This is a genomic window from Serratia sp. GW822-FHT06D09 (assembly GCF_058799515.1).
Genome location: NZ_JBXALO010000012.1, coordinates 41,998 through 61,192 on the forward strand (window position 1 = coordinate 41,998; position 19,195 = coordinate 61,192).

The following is a 19,195-nucleotide window of genomic DNA, read 5'->3' on the forward strand; positions in this document are numbered from 1 at the left end:
CCTGAATTACTCGAAGGCCGCCACAATGGTGGCAGAGGCGTTGAATTCCCCTTCCGCGATTTCTTTACCGTCGTTGGCCAATGGTGCGGCAACCAGGTTCCAGCTACCGCCGTTACCGATATTTGGCACCGGGTAAAACTCATTCGGGATCACCAACTGGCCGTTATGTTTGATCTCGATACCGAGGTCGGTTTTATCGGTTTTAAATGCGTTATTGGTGAAGGGCGCCGGGGTGCCGGAGACCGCCAGTTTGATGTTCAGCGTACCGTCTTCGAAGCTGCCGCCTTCGCATTGGAAGCGCACCGGGATACTTTGTGGGTAGCTGGCGCCGTTCAGATTGCTGCCGCCGATTTCACCGAACTCGACGTTGATCAGTTGGCCTTCGTTCACCACGCATTTATCCGGCACGTAGAGAATGGCGGACTGAATAAACACCTGCGCCATCGGATTGGGGCCGAAACCTGCGTCGGTTGACCCCAAACGGCCATACATCTCGATGATCTGCCGGTCATTGATCTGTACGCCGTTAATAATTTTTTTGCGTACCCGGAAGGTGACCCGACCTTTGGATCCACTTTCGTAGTTATTGATTTGTGCATATGGCGGATTGCAAGAGTGGTTGGTGTATTCATTTGAGACGTTATAAAACGGCACGGTGACATAGGCTTTTTTATTGCCGGCGATCCAAACCTCGGCTTTTAGGTCCAGATAGTCATTCAGTTTCAAATAGCCGTTGCCGTAGTCGGAGGCGGGCAATGCCGAATCCGACTTATAAAAGTGCGGGCTACGAGGGATCGGCGTATCGCAATAGGCCTTGCCGGTATATTGGCCACCTAACGAATAGGGAAACTCTTTGGTAAAACCGACCTTGTTGGTGATATTGCTTTCATTCAGGTCGATATAAAACGGCTTTGCCCCGCCGTCCGGCGTGACGTAGCCGTTGGCCCACACGGCTGGAGCCGTCAGCGCCAGTGCCAGCGGCAGGCAGGAGTTAAGGTAGGTTTTTTTCATCACGTTTGTGAACCTCACAGGTAAATCACCTGAATGTGCGCCACGCCGGAAAAACCGGCCGCCATCACCGCTCGCTGCGTGGATTCCACGCTGGCGCTGAACCACAGCGTATTGCTGCCGGGCTGCAGAATGTAAGGCCGGCTCTGCTGGTTGAGCGATAGTGCATGGCCCTGCTGATCCTTCAAACGCAGGCCGATGCCCTGTACGCCGCCGTTCAGTTTCAGCAGATCGGGGTTGTTGATATCGCTTTCGCCGAGAAACACCAGCGTGGCGGCCTGTTCACCCTGCAAATAGAGCTGCCCGGCATCGCCGTTACGTTGCCCTGCCGGGTTATCCGCCAAGGCTTTGGCCCCCAGCAGGCAGTTGCGGAACGAGAGGCGAAAACGTACCGGCGCACTCTGATCGCCGGCGTTTTGAAAATCGCGTGCGTTAACATCACCCAAATCAATCGACTGATCCTGGCTGTCCGGCGTCAGGCTGCACGGGGAGCTGAGCAGGCCGCCATGAAAGCTGACGGTGCCGGTGGTGCCTTGGATCACGCCCAGTGGCGTTGCCGCCGTCGCGCTGCCGCTAACCAGCAGCGCGGCGATCAGCAGGGGCCGCAGGCGGCCGCCGGTGAATTCAGCCATGCGGAATCTCCTTATTTTTTGGTCTCGGGCACGGCGTTGCACACGCTGCCGTTACAGGCGAAGCGCAGCTCCGGGTGACCGCCGTAGTCATTGATATAGGTGATGACAAAGCTGTTGAGGCCGTTGTCGCGCACCTTAATGGTTTCGCTCGATTTCGGTTTCAGCATCACCGGCTGGAAGTCGCCCAGCGCGCCGCCGCCCTGTTTCTGCGTTTGGCGGGTCATGCCGGTCAGGGTGATGTAAAACGGCGTAGGGTTTTCAACGGTGAAACCGCCGGTGCTTTTGCGAAATACCAGCTTCTCCTGCCACACTTCGCCTTTTGGCGCGACGATGGCCTTTGGCCGATAAAACAGTTTGATCTGGGTTTGCAGTGCCAACTGCATCACGTTGGTTTTACTGCTTTTCGGCGGAATTTCACGCAGGTTGAAATAGAACACCGACTCGCGATCTTGCGGCAGACGATCGGCCTCCGGCGTCTTGGTGATGCGCACCACGCTGCGTTCATTGGCTTCAACCCGCTGCAACGGCGGTAACACCACCAGCGGCGAAGTGATTTTCTGGTGCTGCTCGTTTTCCAGCCAGGACTGTGCCAGGAAAGGCAGTTCCTTGTTTTCGTTGACGATATTCAGGCTGATTGATTTCGCGTCGCTGAGGTAAACGGCGCGAGTACGATCCAGCGATATCGCTGCGTTGGCGGCCGGTACTGCTGCGGTCAAAGCCAGGCCCAGCGCGGCCATTTTTGCTAACGGAACGTTGTTCATAATCATCAATTCTCTGCGTTACGGATTACAGTTTGGCGCACGGCAGCAGTAGCTGGTCCAGCGGCTTGGCGGCGCCCGGTATAACAATGCGGCACTGGCGTTGGCCTTCCCAGGCGACGTCCAGCTGCTCTTGCGGCTGCACGCCGGTCAGGTAGACCGAGCCGCCGTCGTTCACGACCGCCACCTCACGGCCTTTTTCGCTCAGCACCGTGGCGCCGAACGGCGGTTCGCTGCCGTCGGCAAGCTTGATGGTGGCCAGCAGCTTGCTGCCTTTCACCACCTCAAAGTGGCGGTAGCCGATGGCGCCCTCGGTCAGCGTGCCTTGCACCACCGCTCGGGTGGCCTCCACGTCGTCCGCCAGGGTATTGACGTCGATGCGGGTGTCGGTGTTGTAGTAGCTGGTGATATCGGAGATCACCGCCAGGCCGAAGCGGTTGCTGTAGGCGCGGCCGTTGTTGATCGGCACCCCGGCGATGCCGTCGGTGTCCAGCATCATCCGGCTGCCACCGCTGCTGGAGTTCTGGTGGGCGGCAATGCCGTGTCGGGTAGCGGTAATGCCGCTGCGGAAGGTCCCGCCGATCGACGAATAGCTGTCCTGCTGGTAAGAGGCGCTGGCGTTGAGCGATCCGAACGAGGCGTTATGGCTGTAGTAGCCGCGGGCCAGCGATTTGCCGGACTGGTTAAAGCCGCCGCTGACCTGCCAGGTGTTGTTCGGGTCGGTATAGTCGTTGTAAGACGCCATCTGCGTTACGTCGCTGTTGCTGGTTTGCAGTGAGTAACCGAGCCGGCGGCGATCGCCGATCGGCACGCTGAAGTTCAGCATCACGCTGTCATCGGTGCGGCCGTGATAGGTGGTACGGTAGGCCGACAGCGATGCGGTCACGTTGCTGACATTGCCGACGTTGAACAGCTTGCTGGCGGATAACCCGTAGCGATCCTGCGCCCTGGCATCCCAATAGGTTTGGTGCGAATAGGTCAGGTAAGCGGTGATCGCCTTGGCGCTGTCTTCCGCCATAAAGGTTTTGCTGGCGGTAATGGTGTACAGCTCTTTTTGGCGGCCGTTGTAGCGTTCGTCATAGTCGTTGTAGCGCTCTTGCAGATACTGCGACATGTTCATGAACTTGCGCTGTGAGAAGCGGTAGCCGGCGAAGGTGATCTGGCTGTTCAGCTCATCGAAGCGCTTGGCGTAGTTGACCTTGAACGACATGCCGCTGGCGGTAGGCTCATTGGGCAAGCGGGCGATGGACTGCGTCACGTCCACCGACATGGCGCCGAACACGTTAAGATCGCGACCCAGGCCGAGCGCCCAGGCGTTGTAATCGCCGCCGAGCAGGGCGCCGCCGTACAGCGACCAGGCGCTGGTCAGCCCCCAGGAGAAGTCGCTGGCGGAAAACAGTGGCCCTTGCGTGCGGTGATCGTATGCCGAAGGTTTACCCACCGCGACGTTGTAGCGGACATAGCCGGGGCGCGTCAGGTAAGGGATGGTGGCGGTGTCGACCTGGAAAGTGGAGACGGTGCCGTCTTGTTCTTCCACCTTCACGTCTAACCGGCCACGTACCGAACTGTTGAGATCCTGAATGGCAAACGGCCCGGCGGGCACGGTGGTTTCGTACAGCGTACGGCCTTCTTGCGAGACGGTGATCTTGGCGTTGCTCTTGGCAATGCCGCGTACTTCCGGCGCATAACCCTGCAGGTTTGGCGGCAGCATGCGCTCGTCGCTGGCCAGATTCAGACCGGTAAAGCGGTAAGAATCAAAGACCCCCGAGTCGAGAAAGATTTCACCGAGCGTCAGCTTGGCAGCCTGCATCGGCAGCGCGCGGTAGGCGTAGATCTGGTTCCAGTCGAAGTTGTTGTCTCGCTCGCCGGCCTGCTGATTGTAATTGGCCTGATAGTCGGCGCGCAGGCGCCAGGCGCCCAGGTTGGCCCCCACCGTCCCGTAGCTGCTGAGATTTTCGGCGGTGTTGTTATTGTGGCTCTGCTTGCCGACCTGGCCGCTGATGCTGTAGTCCAGCAGCAGTCCGGGAATGCCGTCGTCCCACTGCTCCGGCGGTGTCCAGTCCGGATCGGAATATTTCATCCAGGCCTGCGGGATGGTGATGGCCAAGACGCCGCCGCCGATGCGGTCGGAGATTGTCGCCCCTTTGATGCCGCTGATATCGGCGCAGCTGTTGTCGTGCCACAGAGTGATTTTTTTGAGGACGTCTTCTTTCAGCGCCATTTTTTCGACCAGATCCGGCGGCAGACAGACGCGAGAGCGATCCTTTTTATCCGGCGACGGATAATATTGAATGCTGCGCTGCGGCAAGGTTTTCTGGTTGATTTTGATATCCAGCAAATAGGCGCCGGGCATGACGTAATCGGCGTCTGAAAAACGCGATAAATCCACTTTGCTGCGATCGCCAATATCCAATACGTCGGTATTGAATTCCGTGGCGGAAAAAGCCGAATGCACCCAGAGGAAAGATAGAATGACGGTAAGGGGTATTTTTTTCCGTGTCAGTAATGACGTCATAGAATAATCACTCATGGCAAATCCGCGCCCAATAGCAGGTCATCCTGTACGACCTGAATACGTAATACGTGATGTCATTCAGTGCCTGACGGCGGCACCCGCCTAACGAGGCGTTACTTACAGATAAGACAGGGTGAATTTCGCCAGTGAGCTGAATCCGCCGGCCCTGGCCCTGTCGGGATGAATGCGTAACTGAGCGCCAAAGCGCAGCGTGTTGTCGCCGGCGACAATCTGGTAATCCGCGGTGGTACTGCCCAGCGGTATCTGAACGCCGTTGGCGGTCAGTAGCTCAATAGCCACGCCCTGGGCTTCGCCATAAACCCCCAAGAGATCGGGATCTCGGCTGTCGGCGATGCCGTTGAAAGTGACGGTGGCCGCGCGGTAGATAAAGTCGGGTTTCACGATGCTGGCCAATTCGCAGTTCACCAGCTTGATCTCAAAGTTGCGGCGGCTGCCGATCAGTACCGGTTGCGTATCCAATGCCGCATCGGTCATCGAGATCAGGCCGAAATCAACGGTCTGGTCCAGGCTTTCGCTGGCAATCCCGCAGGGGGTTTCGACGATCTCGCCACCCAGGTTGAGTGTGCCGTGGCCCTGATTTTTCGCCGTCGCCTCTGCGCTGCAAAGGCTGAGCGCGATAAGCAGTACGCCCGAAATCCGGTTTGTCATGCTGGCGTCTCCCTGTAGCCGTTGGTCCCGTTACCCAATGTCCGTGCAGGTAAAACGGGGACACCAAAGTGGCGTCCCCAAGGGGGGATTACAGGTAAGCCAGTGTGAAGTTTGCAACGCTGGTGAATTCGCCTGGGACCACGGCGCCAGAAGCGCTGCTGCCTTGCAGATAAGCGGCGAATTTCAGGGAGTTATTACCTTCGGTCAGACCCTGACCATCGGTTGCGGTGCCCAGTTCAACGTCTTTGGAATGCAGGTTGTCATAGATTCTGATGCCAGCGCCGGTTGCGGTGCCACTCAGTGCCAGCAGTTTGCTGTTATCTGGATCCGGCGTACCGGTGAAGGTCACCTGGACGTTCTTCATGGTCGCAATAGAGCAATCTTTCAGTTCGATGCTGAATGGCTCAGAGCTGGATTTGCCTTCTTTAGCCAGCAGACGGCTGCTGATTTGGCCCATAGGGACAGTTTGATCAACAGATTCCGGTGCTACGCTGCATGGCGCATCAATAATTTCACCGGTAAAAGTGACTTTACCGCTGCCCTGGTTAGATGCGGCGTGAGCAACAGATGCAGAAGCGAAAGCAATCACGGTTGCCAGCATTAATTTATTCAGTTTCATTTCTCAAGTTCCTGTAGAGAGTATTTAAATAAAAAGAACAGCACATCTAAATCCCCCACAACAGCGGCAACGTCATGTCGCCGACGCCGTAGTTGGAGCCAGATCCTTTTGCTCTGGGCAATACGCCACCCTCCGTTATTCATGAGTGAATAACGAAATATTTTGGAAGTCGTACAAGCGAAATCCATAAAAGAAAAATAGGTATATCACCATAGCGTCTTGCTGGGATTATTCTTGCAAATAATAGGTGCGGTTGGAAATAGCTTTTATTAAGTTAAGTCAAATACAGAATATAAAACCAAAAGGAAAAAGAAATATATATAATTGAAAATCAATAGATCGTATACAAATATTATCCAGAATAAATGACTATATAAATAGCAATATGCGAGATATTAGATCGCCAGAATTAGTGTTCGCACTACAATTAGCAATATTGTTTTGATAATATCGCCCTCAGACAGCAGATGATGAATTCTGCGCGTTAATCGCGGGTAAAAAGTTAACTCTTTGTTTTTATGAGTGAATGCGCCAGTAATACTGGCCTGGGATGTGACTTTCATTCATTGTGGCTACGATAATTTCTTTTTGAGTTTTAACAAAAAAATAACAATACAGATGTGTATCGGATTATTACCAATACCCGACTGTTATTGTGCGTTTTTGTTATTTAACTCGTTAGGATTAATCAGAAGCAGTCAGATAAAGCAGGGCTTCACGACATAATAATGACCTAAGTGATAATTAAGGGATGATAAACGGAATGATTACCATAATTAATGATTCAACTCGCCGTTCCGCCGTCGCTACGGCGCTGATGATAATGTCCTGTTTACTGCTGTCCGGTTGCGTAGGAAAAAATGGCACCGGCACGGTTGCCATGAAAAAAGTTTCACAGAGTAATCCTAAGGAAAACACTGATGAGCAACGGATCGCGCTTTGTCAGCAACGGGTCAACTCACTTAAGAATATTAATCCGCAAAGCTATCAGAAACGGATTGCTTATTTTAACGGGCTGTTGTCCAACGCCTCGGGATATGCCGGCATTCGCAGTAATGTCGATGAAAGCACCCGTAAAGCCATAGATGCGCTTTATAAATATAAAACCGAGAAATTCTGCGCCGACGTTGAGCATGAGCTGATGTCCGATCTGTCGAGCCGGGTGGAGAGCCTGTAATCATGAGAAGGTATGCGGAAGGAGCCGCTGCTTTGCTGCTGTTGTTGGTATGGGGCGCTGCATCGGCGGCAGAGACTGCACCTGGCAAGGATGACGGCATTCCCGCATTGCTGAAATTTGCCGAGCAACAGCAGGCGGTGCCGGTGGTGGAAAGTGCACCTGCAGCGCCTCAGCCGGTGACTGCCAAGCCCAAACCCGCCGCTGTTACGCGCGGAGACAACGCCCGTCTGACTGCGCTGAATCAGGCCCTGCAACGGCAAGCCGAAACCATCCGCCAATTGGAACAGCAACTGGCGGCTCAGGCTCAACCGGCGGCGCCAGCCCTCAAGGCAACACCCAAACCAGACCCGATTGATATCCGGCCGCTGGTGGCCGCGTTAAAAGGGATCCGTAAGGCTATCGCCACGCCGCCAGACTTGATCGCCATGGCGGCGGCTCTGGCACGGCAGCAGCGGATCGTCACGCAGCAAGAGCAGCAGTTGCTGCAGCTCAACCGTCAGCTAGCCGCGCAGCGACAACCGCCGGAGCTGGCCAGCGATGCCGATAAGCAGGCCTACGCCGCCGGGGTTTCGCTGGGGCGTGACATTCTGCATTTACAGGAAGAGAACCGCCGCTTGGGAATTGAAGCCGATCGCCCGCGCTTGCTGGCGGGCATTGCCGATACGCTGGCGGGGCAGCAACGGTTGGATGATGCCGCCATCGACCGCGCGCTAAAGGCCGCAGACGCTGCCTTGCAGCAGGCCCAACAGCAGCGACAGCAGGCGATACGGGGGGAGGGTAAAACCTACCTCGCCGATTTCGCCAAGCAGCCTGGCGTGCAAAAAGATGCGCTCGGTTTTTATTACCGTGTGGACTATGCCGGCAGCGGGCAGATAAACGCTAATGATAACGTCGATATCGTGGTACGCGAGAGCCTGCCCGATGGGCAAGTGATCAAGGATATGGACTTGGCCGGCACCACTATCTCTTTGCCTTTGTCGCAATATCCACCGCTGTTTCGCGCCGCCATCGGCAAATTGAACAAGCATGGGTCCATGACGCTGGTGGTGCCGCCAGTTCTGGCATACGGCGACAAAGGAAGCCCGCCCGCAATCCCCCCGGGCGCCACGATGATTTACACCTTGCGCGTGGCCGACGTGCTGCCGCAGGACAGGAGCAGGCAAAAGTAACCCAAGGAGTACGCGATGGCCAAGGCGCCGATAACATATGAAATCAGGAAGTCACATATGCTAAACGTGTTACGAAAACTCTGTATGGAGCGCGCGTCGGGGGCAGGGGAACATCACCCTCCGGCACCGGAACACTGGCCTAAAACCAGGGAGCTGGCGGACAAATGCGGCGAAAATATTTACACCACGCGCACGCTGTTATTGGCATTGGAAAAAGAGGGTAAAGTTCGTTGTACTCATCGCAGCATCAATAATTCGTTACGCTGGTATATTTGTGCATCACCCAAAAAAATGTAATTCCTTTCCTGTTTCGTCATTTTGACTACCCTTCACAGCGGATCAACACAGGGCTGACGGAGCGAAAAGCGCCTCAGCCCGACTCCTTTGTTACGACTAATGACCAGCCATTGGCAGTGCAATTTTTGAGGCCGTATACTGAGGGCCTGGGTGCAAATATTTTCATGATGGATGCGTGCTTATAATGAAGGAAAGCAAAGAAATACTGTTATTGGATGATATTCATTATCAAATAGACGAGCAGGTTATTTTAGATTCCGTGTCTTTCGGTCTGAATCAGGGCGAATTTAAACTGATTACCGGCCCGTCTGGCTGCGGAAAAAGCACCCTGCTAAAAATCGTATCTTCCTTGATCGACCCGACCCGTGGAAAAATTATTTTTGCCGGTAAGGCCATTACCGATATACCGCCGGAAGAGTACCGTCAACAGGTGTCGTACTGTTTTCAAACCCCTTCGCTGTTTGGCGACAGCGTGTATGACAATATCGCGTTGCCCTACCAGATTCGCAAACAAAAACCGGACAGGAAAAAGATGCAGGCCGACCTGGTGCGCTTTGGGCTAGCGGAAAATATGCTGGATAAAAGCGTTAACGAATTATCGGGCGGCGAGAAGCAGCGAATTTCGTTGATCCGTAACCTGCAGTTTATGCCCAAGGTTCTGTTATTGGATGAGATCACCAGTGCGCTGGATGAAGATAATAAACGCAACGTTAATGAAATTATTCATCAACTGGTCGCGCAGCATGGCGTCGCGGTGTTGTGGGTTACGCATGATAAAGATGAAATCAAACATGCGGATGATGTGATTACTTTGAGTGCGCATGGCGCTCGGGCGCAGGAGACGACCAATGAACCAGCATAACATCAGCAATGAATCTTTGGCTTTGTCGATGGTATTGGTGATTATTGCTATTTTAATCAGCCATAAAGAAAAGCTGGCGCTGGAAAAAGACATTATCTGGAGTATTTGCCGGGCGGTGGTGCAACTGATCATTGTCGGCTACGTGCTGAAATACATTTTTGATGTAAATAACGCCATTCTGACGGTGCTGATGGTGCTGTTTATCTGCTTTAACGCTGCCTACAACGCGCAAAAGCGCAGTAAATATATCGATCACGCATTTATGACGTCGTTTATTGCCATAACCACCGGCGCGGTATTAACGTTGGCGGTGCTGGTACTGACCGGTTCGATTGAGTTTACCCCAATGCAGGTGATCCCGATTTCCGGCATGGTGGCCGGCAATGCGATGGTGGCAGTTGGCCTGTGTTACAACAACCTGGGGCAGCGTTTCAAAAGCGATCAGCAGAAGATTCAGGAGATGCTGAGCCTGGGCGCCTCGCCGAAGTTCGCTTCGGCGGCGCTGATCCGCGACAGTATCCGTGCTTCGTTGATCCCTACGGTGGACTCTGCCAAAACCGTGGGGTTGGTCAGCCTGCCGGGCATGATGTCGGGTCTGATCTTCGCCGGTATCGATCCGGTCAAGGCGATTAAGTACCAGATTATGGTGACTTTCATGCTGTTGTCGACCGCCAGTCTGTCGACCATCATCGCCTGCTACCTGGCCTACCGGAAGTTCTACAACGAGCGCCATCAGCTGGTGGTCAGCACGTTGAAATAATCTGGAGAAAATAAGGGTAGGGGCGCCCGGTTAAATCAGGGGCGAGCATGCTCGCCCCTTTGCGGCCGCTACCCTTGCAGCAGAGCGATGCTCTGACGGATTTCACGTTCTATATCCGCTGCCGTCCAACTGTCCAGTTGCGACGAAAACGGCTCGAAGGCGTAAATGCCGGTGTAGCCCAGGCGCTCCAGATCCTGCACCTGCTTTTTGCTCTCCAGCCGATCTTTATCGCTCAGCATGATGCGTTCTTCGTCGCTTAATGCGCTTTTAGCACGCAGATCTTCCACCCCGGAAAGGTGCACCAGCCCAATGCCGTCGATCTGAATTTGCGCATCAAATTCAGGCTGCGTTACGTCGCTTAAATAGTGGTGGAAGGTATCCAGCACGATTTTGTACGGCGCGCCAGAATCCCGGATCAGGGACTGCGTCAGCAGCGATGAGCGCAGTGAACTGATACCGAACCCCAACGGCTCCACATAGCCCTGTACACCGTATTGCCTGAACAGCGGAGCCAGCAGCTTAAGGGCCGCCAGCGTGTCGGTTTTTTTCTGCTCTTCGCTGCGGTTATCGCCCGCGCTGCAATGCGGGCACAGCACCAGCGCCTTGCTGCGGATTGCCTGAGCTTGTGACAACAGCGCCTCGGCGTTTTTCAGCAACGCGGCTTGATCGTCCAGCAGGTTAAACATGCCGAGCGCGTTAATGGTGACGATTTCGATACCGTATTTTTCTGCCAACGCATTTAATTGATCGTTGCTCAGGTTATCGGTCACCTTGCCGCTCGGCATATCGTTGCGCAGCTCTACTTTGTTGAGCCCGCACTTTTTCACCAGGCTGAAAAACTGTTCCAAATCGAGGTTTGGCGCGATCTTGCGGTTGATGCAAAAACGGTCTGGCGCAATGGTCATGATGCATTACTCCTGAATGAGTTGATAAAGCCTGATATTTGCCGAGCTACAGCGGCGTGCGTTGTATTTCGGGTTGAGGTTGGCGATAGCGTTTTGCCATGACCACGTCCTCCATTTTTTCCAGCGATACCCCTCGCGTTTCAGGAATATAGCGGCCGATAAACCAGTAACTGAACAGGCAGCAGACGGCGAACACCCACATCGGGAACGCACCGTGGAAGCTGGAGAACAGATAAGGGTTATCGTTGATCATCGGGAAGGTCTGAGACACGACAAAGTTGGCCAGCCACATGCAGCCGACGGCGATGCTCATGCCCTGAGCGCGCATGCGATTGGGGAAGATTTCTGACACCAGGACCCAGGCGCCCACGCCCCACGAGAGCGCATAGAACACCATAAAGAACAGCATGCCAAACAGCGCGAAGTAGCCGGTGGCCTCGGTATAGAGCGCATAGGAGGTGATCAGCAGGCCGGCGATGACGCCCAGCGTACCCCAACGCATCAGCGGGATGCGGCCCATGCGATCCATCAACATGGCACCGATGACGGAACCGACCAGCTGCATCACGCCGATCCAGATGGTTTGGAACAGCGCTTCCTGCGCGTTTACGGTGACGGTTTTCAGCACCACCGGCGCGTAATACATCATTACGTTAACCCCGGTGACCTGCTGCAGCATGGCGATCATGCAGCCAACGAACAGAATGAAGCGTACCCGTTTATCGGCATAGCTGAGTTTTTTCTGGCTGGCTTGTTGATCCTGTTTTATCGAGTCTTTGATTTCCTGCAGCACTTTTTTCGCATGTTCGGCGTTGGACACTTTGGTCAGCATCGCCAGCGCCTGATCGTCCCGGCCGACCATCACGCTCCAGCGTGGCGACTCTGGAATGATAAATACCAAAATGCAAAACAGGATGCAGGGCAGCACGCCGGAGGCGAACATCCAGCGCCAGCCCATCTCCACCAGCCAGGCTTCACTGGCGATGCTGGCGATTTTGAAGTTAACGTAGAAGATCACGATTTGGCCGAACACGATGGCGAATTGCTGCATGCTGAGCGCACGGCCACGCATGTCTTTGGGTGAGACTTCCGACATGTACATCGGCGAAACGGTCGCGGCGATACCCACCGCCAAACCGCCGATAATGCGGTAAATCACAAACCAGGTGAAAGTGGGCGCCAGTGAAGAACCCACCGCCGAAATGGTGAACAGCACTGCCGCCAGCATCAGGGCCTTCTTACGACCGTATCGCCCGGCCAGTGGCCCGGCGGCAAAGGCACCGACCACGCAGCCGATCACCACGTTGGAAACGGCCCAGCCGGTTTCGGCGGGGCTGAGATTAAAATAGGTTTTCAGGGATTCGATCGCGCCGGAGATTACGGCGGTGTCGTAGCCGAACAAAATGCCGCCAAGTGCCGCAATGCCGCATATTCGCAGTATGTACCCGGTATTATGCTTACGCTGAGATGACATGTGTTGCTCCGATTTTTTTCCTGGCTTCCACCCGCGCTGTTGGTTGTAGGGAAGAGGAGGCGGAAGGGGTTGGACCCTGCCTGTCATTAAGGCGGTGATAGTCGAATTAACGCTTCGGTAAACAAGAACATTTATTTCATAATTAGTGAATAATGAAATATTGATTTTTAGATCCAGTTCAAAAAAAACCGCAAATGCCCCTCAAGCGTTACCGCGCGATCCTTTAGCGTCTGGCCGGGTCGTCTTTCCCCGTGGGCTGCCTGTTTCTGTATAAAAGTCAGGGCTAATTCCCTGCCGTTGGCACGTGAACACAGGGACCGCTTTTTTTCCTTCATGTAATGGCCTTGCACGGTGACGTGGCAAAACTGCGACCTTCCGCACTAAAAACAAATTTTCTAAAATAATTTATTTGAAACTTTTTTTTCAATGAAATAGAGTTTGCTTCATCCGGTCAGGATTTAGCCTGCTTGCGGGCAGTCTCCGGCAAGCGGTGTGATGAAAACGCTACGGCCGCAGACGGTCAGGCGACAGCGGACTTAAAAGAGGGTGAGACATGAAAACCGTGGGTAACTTTATTGGCGGGCAGGTGTGCCTGAGCAGCAGCAATCAAACCGTCGACGTGCATAATCCGGCTTCCGGGCAGGTTGAACGCCGCGTGACGCAGAGCACTGCCGCCGAGGTGAAGCAGGCCATTGACGTGGCTCACCAGGCATTTGCCGACTGGTCGCGCACCACACCGCTGCGCCGTGCGCGCATCATGTTCAATTTTAAGGCGCTGCTGGAACAGCATCGCGACGAGCTGGCGGCGCTGATTGTCAGCGAGCATGGCAAGGTGTATTCCGATGCGCTGGGCGAACTGACCCGCGGCATCGAAGTGGTGGAATTTGCCTGCGGCATTCCACATCTGATCAAGGGCGAATATTCTGCGGACGTCGGCAGCGGCGTTGACAGCTTCTCGCTGATGCAGCCATTGGGCGTGGTCGCGGGTATCACCCCCTTCAACTTCCCGGCGATGGTGCCGATGTGGATGTTCCCTATCGCGCTGGCCTGCGGCAATACCTTTGTGCTCAAGCCCCCGGCGCTGGTGCCTTCGGCCTCGGTTCGCATGGCCGAACTGCTGAAAGAAGCCGGGCTGCCGGACGGCGTATTCAACGTGGTGCATTGCGCAAACGAAGAAGCCGCGCAGCTGTGCACCGATCCCCACATTCAGGCGGTGAGCTTTGTCGGCTCCTCTGCGGTGGCGGAACATATCTATACTACCGCCAGTGCCCACGGCAAGCGGGTGCAAGCCTTCGGCGCGGCGAAAAACCAGGCCATCATCATGCCTGACGCCGATCTGGACGCGACGGTCAATGCCCTGATGGGCGGCGCATTCGGCTCGGCTGGCGAGCGTTGCATGGCGTTGCCGGTGGCGGTGGTCGTCGGCGACGACACGGCCGATAAACTGATTGCCAGACTGAAGCCGCTGATCGCTCAGCTGCGCGTTGGTCCAGGGCTTAAACAGGGTGGCGAAGAAAACGAGATGGGGCCGCTGGTATCCTCGGCGCACCAGAAGAAAGTCCTGGGTTATATCGATCTGGGCGTGCAAGAGGGCGCTACCCTGGTGGCCGATGGCCGCAACTATCAGGTGGCGGGTTACCCGGACGGCTACTACGTTGGCGGTACCCTGTTTGACCACGTTACGCCGGAAATGCGTATCTATCGTGAAGAGATCTTCGGGCCGGTGTTGGGCATTGTCCGCGTGCCGGACTACCAGACCGCCATCGATACGGTGAATGGGCATGAATTTGGTAACGGCAGCGCTATCTTTACCAGTAACGGTCACTATGCGCGCCAGTTCGTGCAGGAAGTGCAGGCCGGCATGGTGGGAGTCAACGTCCCGGTGCCTGTCCCGATGGCGTTCCACAGCTTTGGTGGCTGGAAGCGCTCGGTATTCGGTGCATTAAACGTTCACGGTACCGACGGCGTGCGTTTCTACACCCGGATGAAAACCGCCACCGCCCGCTGGCCAACCGGGCAGCAAACGGTGTCTGAATACAGTATGCCGACGCTGGGTTAAGGCACTATACCCGTCGTCTTTCAAGCCGCATCTGTGTTGGCTGCGTGTATTTGGCCCAGTCACCCGGTAGGGGGCGAATAAATTCGCCCCGATTATGCAGGCGCGGCATGCAGCGCCCCTACGATGATGCAACGCCAATTATTTGGGGTCTATTCATACTTAATTGGGAGAATTACCATGTCTTCATTGCTCGCCAAATGTCAGCAGCCAAATGCCGAGGGGCGCATCCAGCACGTCACCCCGGAGAATGCCGACTGGCGCTTTGTCGGGTTTGACGTCTATCGTCTCGAAGCCGGTCAGTCGCTGCAGTTGGAAAGCGGCGACAAAGAACTGTGCCTGGTGCTGGTCGCCGGTATCGCTTCTGTCGCTACCCTGCGAGCGGAATACCCGAGCATCGGTAAACGGATGAGCCCGTTTGAGCGCACCCCGCCTTATGCGGTGTATGTGCCGCATCACGATCGAATTGAAGTGCGCGCGGAAAGTGCGTTGGAGTTGGCGGTTTGCAGCGCGCCGGGCCACGGGCACCTGCCATCGCGGCTGATCACTCCGGCAGACGTGGGCGTAGAGCGGCGCGGTAAAGGGCGCAATCAGCGTCTGGTACACAATATCTTGCCGGACAGCGCGCCGGCCGACAGCCTGTTGGTGGTGGAAGTGTACACGGATGAGGGCAATACCAGCTCTTACCCTAGCCACAAACACGATCGGGAAGATTCGCCGGATGAAACCTATCTGGAAGAGACTTACTATCACCGGATCCAGCCTGAACAGGGCTTTTGCATGCAACGGGTCTATACCGACGACAGGTCGCTGGACGAGTGCATGGCGGTCTATAACCGCGACGTGGTCAAGGTGCCGCGCGGCTACCACCCGGTGGCAACGCTGGCCGGTTACGACAACTACTATCTCAACGTGATGGCCGGGCCGGTGCGCCTGTGGAAATTCACCTGGGAAAAAGACCACGCCTGGATTAATAGCGACGGATACCCAGCGGCGAAATAATTCGCATCAGGCCCGGCTAGCCGGGCCTTGTTGATCCTGCAAGTATTACTCTTCTTTGGCGTTATTCAGCGCCAGCGATACCGCCAGGGTTTGCGCCAGACACATAGAGGCGACCTGGGAGCGGAAACCGTCCACCTGCGCTTCGCGCACCACAAAGCACACGTCGCTGAAGGCGGCCAGCGGGCTGACCTGGCTGTCGGTAATGGCAATCTGCTGTGCGCCACGCTTGGCGCCCAACTCCACCAGCTCCAACGCTTCCTGCGCATACGGCGAATAGCTGATGGCGATCACAACGTCATTGGGTTTCACCATGCTGAGTTGCTCGGTAAACATGCCGCCCAAACCGTCGATCAGAAAGGCTCGGCGCTCCAGGTGACGCAAGGCATAGGTGAGGTACGAGGCGACGCTGAATGAGCGACGCAGACCAATCACGTAGATATTTTCGGCGTTGTTCAACAACTCAACCGCGCGATCCAACTGCTCGGGGCTGGTTTGCATCGCCAGCTGTTGCAGGGCCTGAGCATTGACCATGGTGAAAACGTTAAGAATTTCCGCCGGCTTTTCCGGCGCAACGTTATCGTCGGTAGAGGTCTGGCGAAACAGGCGAGCGCGTTCGGTGTAGTTGACCGTTTCTTCCATCAGGTGCTGGCGAAAAACCTGTTTCATTTCGTTGAAACCGCTGAAGCCAAACGCGTTGGCAAAGCGGATCAGGGTCGACGGCGGGACGCTGGCCTGTGCGGCGATGGAGGCGACGGTATCGAAAGCAATGCTGTTACTGTTATCCAAAATGTAACGCGCCACCTGTTTCAAACGCTTGCTCAGCGTTTCATAACGGTGGCGGATCTCGTCCTGTAACAGCGAAAGTTGAGTTGGGTTGTTCATCCATTCGGCTCGCAGTGTGGGCTAAGGCGTATTGGCCTGACGCCTGAATTATTGACAGCTCATTCTAACAGATGGAGCGGAAGTTTCATTTCACCAAAAAGCGATTTATTCGATTGCAAGTTGCGTTACTTCACAGAAAACCGGCAAAAAAATCCCCTTAAAGCGGCGAAAATCGTTTAAGGGGAGGGTTTGTCGATTAAGACGAGTGAGAGGTTGGGCGGTATTGGCGCCAGAAGCCAATCAGCGTCAGGTATTTTTGTTTCACCTGCTCGATTAAGCCGGCGTCATCCAGTTCGCCCTGCAACCAGCGGCGTGAAGGCTGGCCGAAGATGGTGCGGCCGACGGCAAAACCTTTTACCCAACGGGCGTCTGCCGCCGCGGCGAAACCAGCCTTCAGCGTTTCTTCCGGTGAGTCCAGCCCCAGTATCAATACGCCACGGCAGAATGGATCGTTCGCCTCTATCAAAGCCCCCACCCGCTGCCAATTTTCTGCGCTCAGCGGCGGCAATTTCCACCAGTCGGGCTTGATGCCCAGCGTGTAAAAATATTGCAACATCTCCAGATAGTAGCTTTCGGCCTTGTCGGCGTTGCTTTCCGGCAGGATCACCTCCAGCAACAGTTCGTGGCCGGACTTGCAGCAACCGCGATACACGTCGCCAATCAGTTCATCCTGCTCGCGACGCAGCTCGGCGGCGTCATGCGGATGGTAAAACACCAGGCACTTCACCACGTGCTCCTGCGGCCAGTCGATCAGCTGCGAGCCAATATTGCCGTGCTCCAGTCGTAGCGGGCGTGAACTGGGCAGCTCGATCGGTCGGCCAATCCACCAGCCCTGGCCGGTGATGCTGTTCAGCGCCGCCTGCCCATAGGTGGTATCGGCCAGAATGCCGCTGTTGCCCTGCAACCCGGCAACCTCGGCGGCCTGTTGCGCCGCGGTCAGCAGCAGGGTTTTCAGTTTGGGAATGCGTTCCTCGCTGACGTTGGCTTCTCGCGCCATATCCGCCAGCTGTTTGCGGTGGTCGAAAGCGAACACGCACAGCTCCGGCCACTGCTGTTTGCGGGTAGTGACCCGGTGCAGATGGTTAAGCCGCGCATCGCGATCCGGACGTTTCACTTCCTGCTCGCGCTGCAGGTAGTCATCCAGTTCCTGCTTGGTCGGCATCGCCGGCGCACAGCCGTGACGCGAAACCACCAGTGCGCCGCAGGCATTGGCATAGCGGCAGGCCTGATCCCAACCTTCATCGTTCAGGTAACCGCGCAGCAGACCGGACATAAAGGCATCGCCCGCACCCAGTACGTTCAGTACCTCAACCCTTACGCCGGAGTGCAGTTTGACCTGCTGCCAGCTTGTCGGGATCTCCGCTTCAAATACCGAACAGCCCTGGGCGCCGCGTTTGCAAACCAGCGTGGCCTGGGTCGCCTTGCGCACGTTTTTCAACGCGGTCAGGGTATCGGTGCTGCCGCCGGCAATATGAAACTCTTCTTCGGTGCCGACGATCAGATCAAAGTGATGCAGCACTTCTTGCAGTTCGCGGGTCACTTTTTCTGACTCGACGAAACGGGTTTCACCGTCGCCCAGCGATGTCAGGCCCCACAGCACCGGCCGATAATCGATATCCAACGCGGTGCGCAGACCGTGGCGTCGGGCGTATTCCAGCGCCTTTAACACTGCCGCGCGGGTGTTCGGATGCGACAGGTGGGTGCCGGTAATGGCCAATGCCCGTGACGATGCAATGTAGGCCTCGTCGATATCGTCCGGCGTCAACGCCATATCGGCGCAGTTTTCGCGGTAGAAAATCAGCGGGAAGGTTTCCTGATCTTTAATGCCGAGGATCACCAGGCCGGTCAGGCGCTGGGGGTCGGTAATCAGGCTTTGGGTGTCGGCCCCGACGCGCTGCAGTTCTTCGCGCAGGAAACGGCCCATATGTTCGTCGCCGACGCGGGCCAGCATGCCGGACTTCAGACCCTGAATGGCCGTGCCGTAAGCCACATTGCCGGAAGAGCCGCCGAGATATTTTGAGAATGTGCTGGCATCTTCCAGGCGTGCGCCGATTTGCTGTGCATAGAAATCGACGGCGATACGCCCGAGACAAATGACATCAAGCTGTTTTTCTTGTGTAGCCATACCCGTTTCCTTCTGTATTAAGCGAAACCCCGACTGCGAAGCATTTTTGGAGTATGAGGAATAAAAATTTCAATTTCAAGATTGAATGAAATTTACACCCCAAAAATGTGATGCATTTAAAACCCCGTTGCTACAACGGTAAAGGGCATCGAAAACCCCGCCCGCCCTGAGGTGAAAACGCCGAGGGGCGGCAAGGGTATCCTTGGTGTCACAGGCTGATGGTGCCAAGGGTGGCTGTGAGTTCAGGCGGTGTTGAGCGGACGCCTCAACGGATTAAAGGGTGGC

General features: G+C 55.6%; 17 protein-coding genes. 7 read left to right on the plus strand and 10 right to left on the minus strand.

All coding sequences use genetic code 11. The features are described from left to right. Positions 1–6 precede the first annotated feature (6 nt). The 6 genes from AC1RKG_RS21915 to AC1RKG_RS21940 all read right to left on the minus strand — a co-directional run bounded on the left by AC1RKG_RS21915 (position 7) and on the right by AC1RKG_RS21940 (position 6,201). The gene (locus AC1RKG_RS21915; RefSeq protein WP_493183726.1) at positions 7–1,011 is read right to left on the minus strand and encodes a fimbrial protein; all 1,005 of its coding nucleotides are present in this window, start codon (positions 1,009–1,011) and stop codon (positions 7–9) included. A gap of 14 nt (positions 1,012–1,025) precedes the next feature. Further along, positions 1,026–1,640, minus strand: a complete 615-nt coding sequence (locus AC1RKG_RS21920) for a fimbrial protein (RefSeq protein ID WP_116691625.1) — start codon at positions 1,638–1,640, stop codon at positions 1,026–1,028. A gap of 11 nt (positions 1,641–1,651) precedes the next feature. Beyond that, positions 1,652–2,407 (minus strand): fimbrial biogenesis chaperone, encoded by a 756-nt coding sequence (locus AC1RKG_RS21925; protein ID WP_020837416.1) that lies wholly within the window; start codon positions 2,405–2,407, stop codon positions 1,652–1,654. Between the two features lie 19 nt (positions 2,408–2,426). Then, positions 2,427–4,928 (minus strand): fimbria/pilus outer membrane usher protein, encoded by a 2,502-nt coding sequence (locus AC1RKG_RS21930; RefSeq protein WP_493183717.1) that lies wholly within the window; start codon positions 4,926–4,928, stop codon positions 2,427–2,429. A 102-nt stretch (positions 4,929–5,030) separates the two neighbouring features. Beyond that, the gene (locus tag AC1RKG_RS21935) at positions 5,031–5,582 is read right to left on the minus strand and encodes a fimbrial protein (protein ID WP_048760457.1); all 552 of its coding nucleotides are present in this window, start codon (positions 5,580–5,582) and stop codon (positions 5,031–5,033) included. 88 nt (positions 5,583–5,670) lie between these two features. Next, positions 5,671–6,201: a fimbrial protein gene (locus AC1RKG_RS21940; protein ID WP_020837413.1), complete on the minus strand. Its 531-nt coding sequence runs from the start codon at positions 6,199–6,201 to the stop codon at positions 5,671–5,673. Between the two features lie 763 nt (positions 6,202–6,964). On the opposite strand from AC1RKG_RS21940, the gene AC1RKG_RS21945 reads away from it, so the two are divergent. The 5 genes from AC1RKG_RS21945 (at position 6,965) to fetB (ending at position 10,466) form a co-directional block, all read left to right on the plus strand. Then, positions 6,965–7,378 (plus strand): YuaE family lipoprotein, encoded by a 414-nt coding sequence (locus AC1RKG_RS21945; protein WP_020837412.1) that lies wholly within the window; start codon positions 6,965–6,967, stop codon positions 7,376–7,378. A gap of 2 nt (positions 7,379–7,380) precedes the next feature. Next, positions 7,381–8,547 carry an FKBP-type peptidyl-prolyl cis-trans isomerase N-terminal domain-containing protein gene (locus AC1RKG_RS21950; protein WP_493183718.1) on the plus strand — a complete coding sequence of 389 codons (1,167 nt, stop codon included), beginning with the start codon at positions 7,381–7,383 and terminating at the stop codon, positions 8,545–8,547. Positions 8,548–8,562: 15 nt separating this feature from the next. Next, positions 8,563–8,844: a FaeA/PapI family transcriptional regulator gene (locus AC1RKG_RS21955; RefSeq protein ID WP_041415077.1), complete on the plus strand. Its 282-nt coding sequence runs from the start codon at positions 8,563–8,565 to the stop codon at positions 8,842–8,844. 184 nt (positions 8,845–9,028) lie between these two features. Continuing rightward, complete coding sequence (fetA, locus tag AC1RKG_RS21960; RefSeq protein WP_020837409.1) at positions 9,029–9,706, plus strand: iron efflux ABC transporter ATP-binding subunit FetA; 678 nt, start codon at positions 9,029–9,031, stop codon at positions 9,704–9,706. Continuing rightward, positions 9,693–10,466, plus strand: coding sequence for an iron efflux ABC transporter permease subunit FetB (gene fetB, locus AC1RKG_RS21965; RefSeq protein ID WP_020837408.1), 774 nt, complete (start codon positions 9,693–9,695; stop codon positions 10,464–10,466). Before fetA ends, fetB begins: the two co-directional genes overlap by 14 nt. A gap of 68 nt (positions 10,467–10,534) precedes the next feature. On the opposite strand, the gene AC1RKG_RS21970 is transcribed toward fetB, so the two are convergent. Next, positions 10,535–11,371, minus strand: a complete 837-nt coding sequence (locus AC1RKG_RS21970; protein WP_020837406.1) for a TIM barrel protein — start codon at positions 11,369–11,371, stop codon at positions 10,535–10,537. Positions 11,372–11,417: 46 nt separating this feature from the next. Continuing rightward, positions 11,418–12,845: a sugar porter family MFS transporter gene (locus AC1RKG_RS21975; RefSeq protein ID WP_261159400.1), complete on the minus strand. Its 1,428-nt coding sequence runs from the start codon at positions 12,843–12,845 to the stop codon at positions 11,418–11,420. A 553-nt stretch (positions 12,846–13,398) separates the two neighbouring features. Here AC1RKG_RS21975 and AC1RKG_RS21980 point away from each other — a divergent pair. Both AC1RKG_RS21980 and iolB read left to right on the plus strand, forming a co-directional pair. After that, positions 13,399–14,904 carry a CoA-acylating methylmalonate-semialdehyde dehydrogenase gene (locus AC1RKG_RS21980; protein WP_409325368.1) on the plus strand — a complete coding sequence of 502 codons (1,506 nt, stop codon included), beginning with the start codon at positions 13,399–13,401 and terminating at the stop codon, positions 14,902–14,904. A 177-nt stretch (positions 14,905–15,081) separates the two neighbouring features. After that, positions 15,082–15,903, plus strand: a complete 822-nt coding sequence (iolB, locus tag AC1RKG_RS21985) for a 5-deoxy-glucuronate isomerase (protein WP_187962032.1) — start codon at positions 15,082–15,084, stop codon at positions 15,901–15,903. 45 nt (positions 15,904–15,948) lie between these two features. Here iolB and AC1RKG_RS21990 read toward each other — a convergent pair whose 3' ends face one another. Both AC1RKG_RS21990 and AC1RKG_RS21995 read right to left on the minus strand, forming a co-directional pair. Continuing rightward, positions 15,949–16,785 (minus strand): MurR/RpiR family transcriptional regulator, encoded by an 837-nt coding sequence (locus AC1RKG_RS21990; RefSeq protein ID WP_020837400.1) that lies wholly within the window; start codon positions 16,783–16,785, stop codon positions 15,949–15,951. A gap of 196 nt (positions 16,786–16,981) precedes the next feature. Then, the gene (locus AC1RKG_RS21995; protein WP_020837399.1) at positions 16,982–18,910 is read right to left on the minus strand and encodes a bifunctional 5-dehydro-2-deoxygluconokinase/5-dehydro-2-deoxyphosphogluconate aldolase; all 1,929 of its coding nucleotides are present in this window, start codon (positions 18,908–18,910) and stop codon (positions 16,982–16,984) included. Between the last annotated feature and the right edge of the window lie 285 nt (positions 18,911–19,195).

Bases quoted from the DNA above. Each gene is read 5' to 3' on its own strand.
- AC1RKG_RS21980 (WP_409325368.1), top strand. From the start codon at position 13,399: ATGAAAACCGTGGGTAACTTTATTGGCGGGCAGGTGTGCCTGAGCAGC.
- AC1RKG_RS21935 (WP_048760457.1), bottom strand. From the start codon at position 5,582: ATGACAAACCGGATTTCGGGCGTACTGCTTATCGCGCTCAGCCTTTGC.
- fetB (WP_020837408.1), top strand. From the start codon at position 9,693: ATGAACCAGCATAACATCAGCAATGAATCTTTGGCTTTGTCGATGGTA.
- AC1RKG_RS21990 (WP_020837400.1), bottom strand. From the start codon at position 16,785: ATGAACAACCCAACTCAACTTTCGCTGTTACAGGACGAGATCCGCCAC.
- AC1RKG_RS21940 (WP_020837413.1), bottom strand. From the start codon at position 6,201: ATGAAACTGAATAAATTAATGCTGGCAACCGTGATTGCTTTCGCTTCT.
- AC1RKG_RS21955 (WP_041415077.1), top strand. From the start codon at position 8,563: ATGGCCAAGGCGCCGATAACATATGAAATCAGGAAGTCACATATGCTA.
- AC1RKG_RS21995 (WP_020837399.1), bottom strand. From the start codon at position 18,910: ATGGCTACACAAGAAAAACAGCTTGATGTCATTTGTCTCGGGCGTATC.
- AC1RKG_RS21920 (WP_116691625.1), bottom strand. From the start codon at position 1,640: ATGGCTGAATTCACCGGCGGCCGCCTGCGGCCCCTGCTGATCGCCGCG.
- AC1RKG_RS21945 (WP_020837412.1), top strand. From the start codon at position 6,965: ATGATTACCATAATTAATGATTCAACTCGCCGTTCCGCCGTCGCTACG.
- fetA (WP_020837409.1), top strand. From the start codon at position 9,029: ATGAAGGAAAGCAAAGAAATACTGTTATTGGATGATATTCATTATCAA.
- AC1RKG_RS21970 (WP_020837406.1), bottom strand. From the start codon at position 11,371: ATGACCATTGCGCCAGACCGTTTTTGCATCAACCGCAAGATCGCGCCA.
- iolB (WP_187962032.1), top strand. From the start codon at position 15,082: ATGTCTTCATTGCTCGCCAAATGTCAGCAGCCAAATGCCGAGGGGCGC.
- AC1RKG_RS21950 (WP_493183718.1), top strand. From the start codon at position 7,381: ATGAGAAGGTATGCGGAAGGAGCCGCTGCTTTGCTGCTGTTGTTGGTA.
- AC1RKG_RS21925 (WP_020837416.1), bottom strand. From the start codon at position 2,407: ATGATTATGAACAACGTTCCGTTAGCAAAAATGGCCGCGCTGGGCCTG.
- AC1RKG_RS21915 (WP_493183726.1), bottom strand. From the start codon at position 1,011: ATGAAAAAAACCTACCTTAACTCCTGCCTGCCGCTGGCACTGGCGCTG.
- AC1RKG_RS21975 (WP_261159400.1), bottom strand. From the start codon at position 12,845: ATGTCATCTCAGCGTAAGCATAATACCGGGTACATACTGCGAATATGC.
- AC1RKG_RS21930 (WP_493183717.1), bottom strand. From the start codon at position 4,928: ATGAGTGATTATTCTATGACGTCATTACTGACACGGAAAAAAATACCC.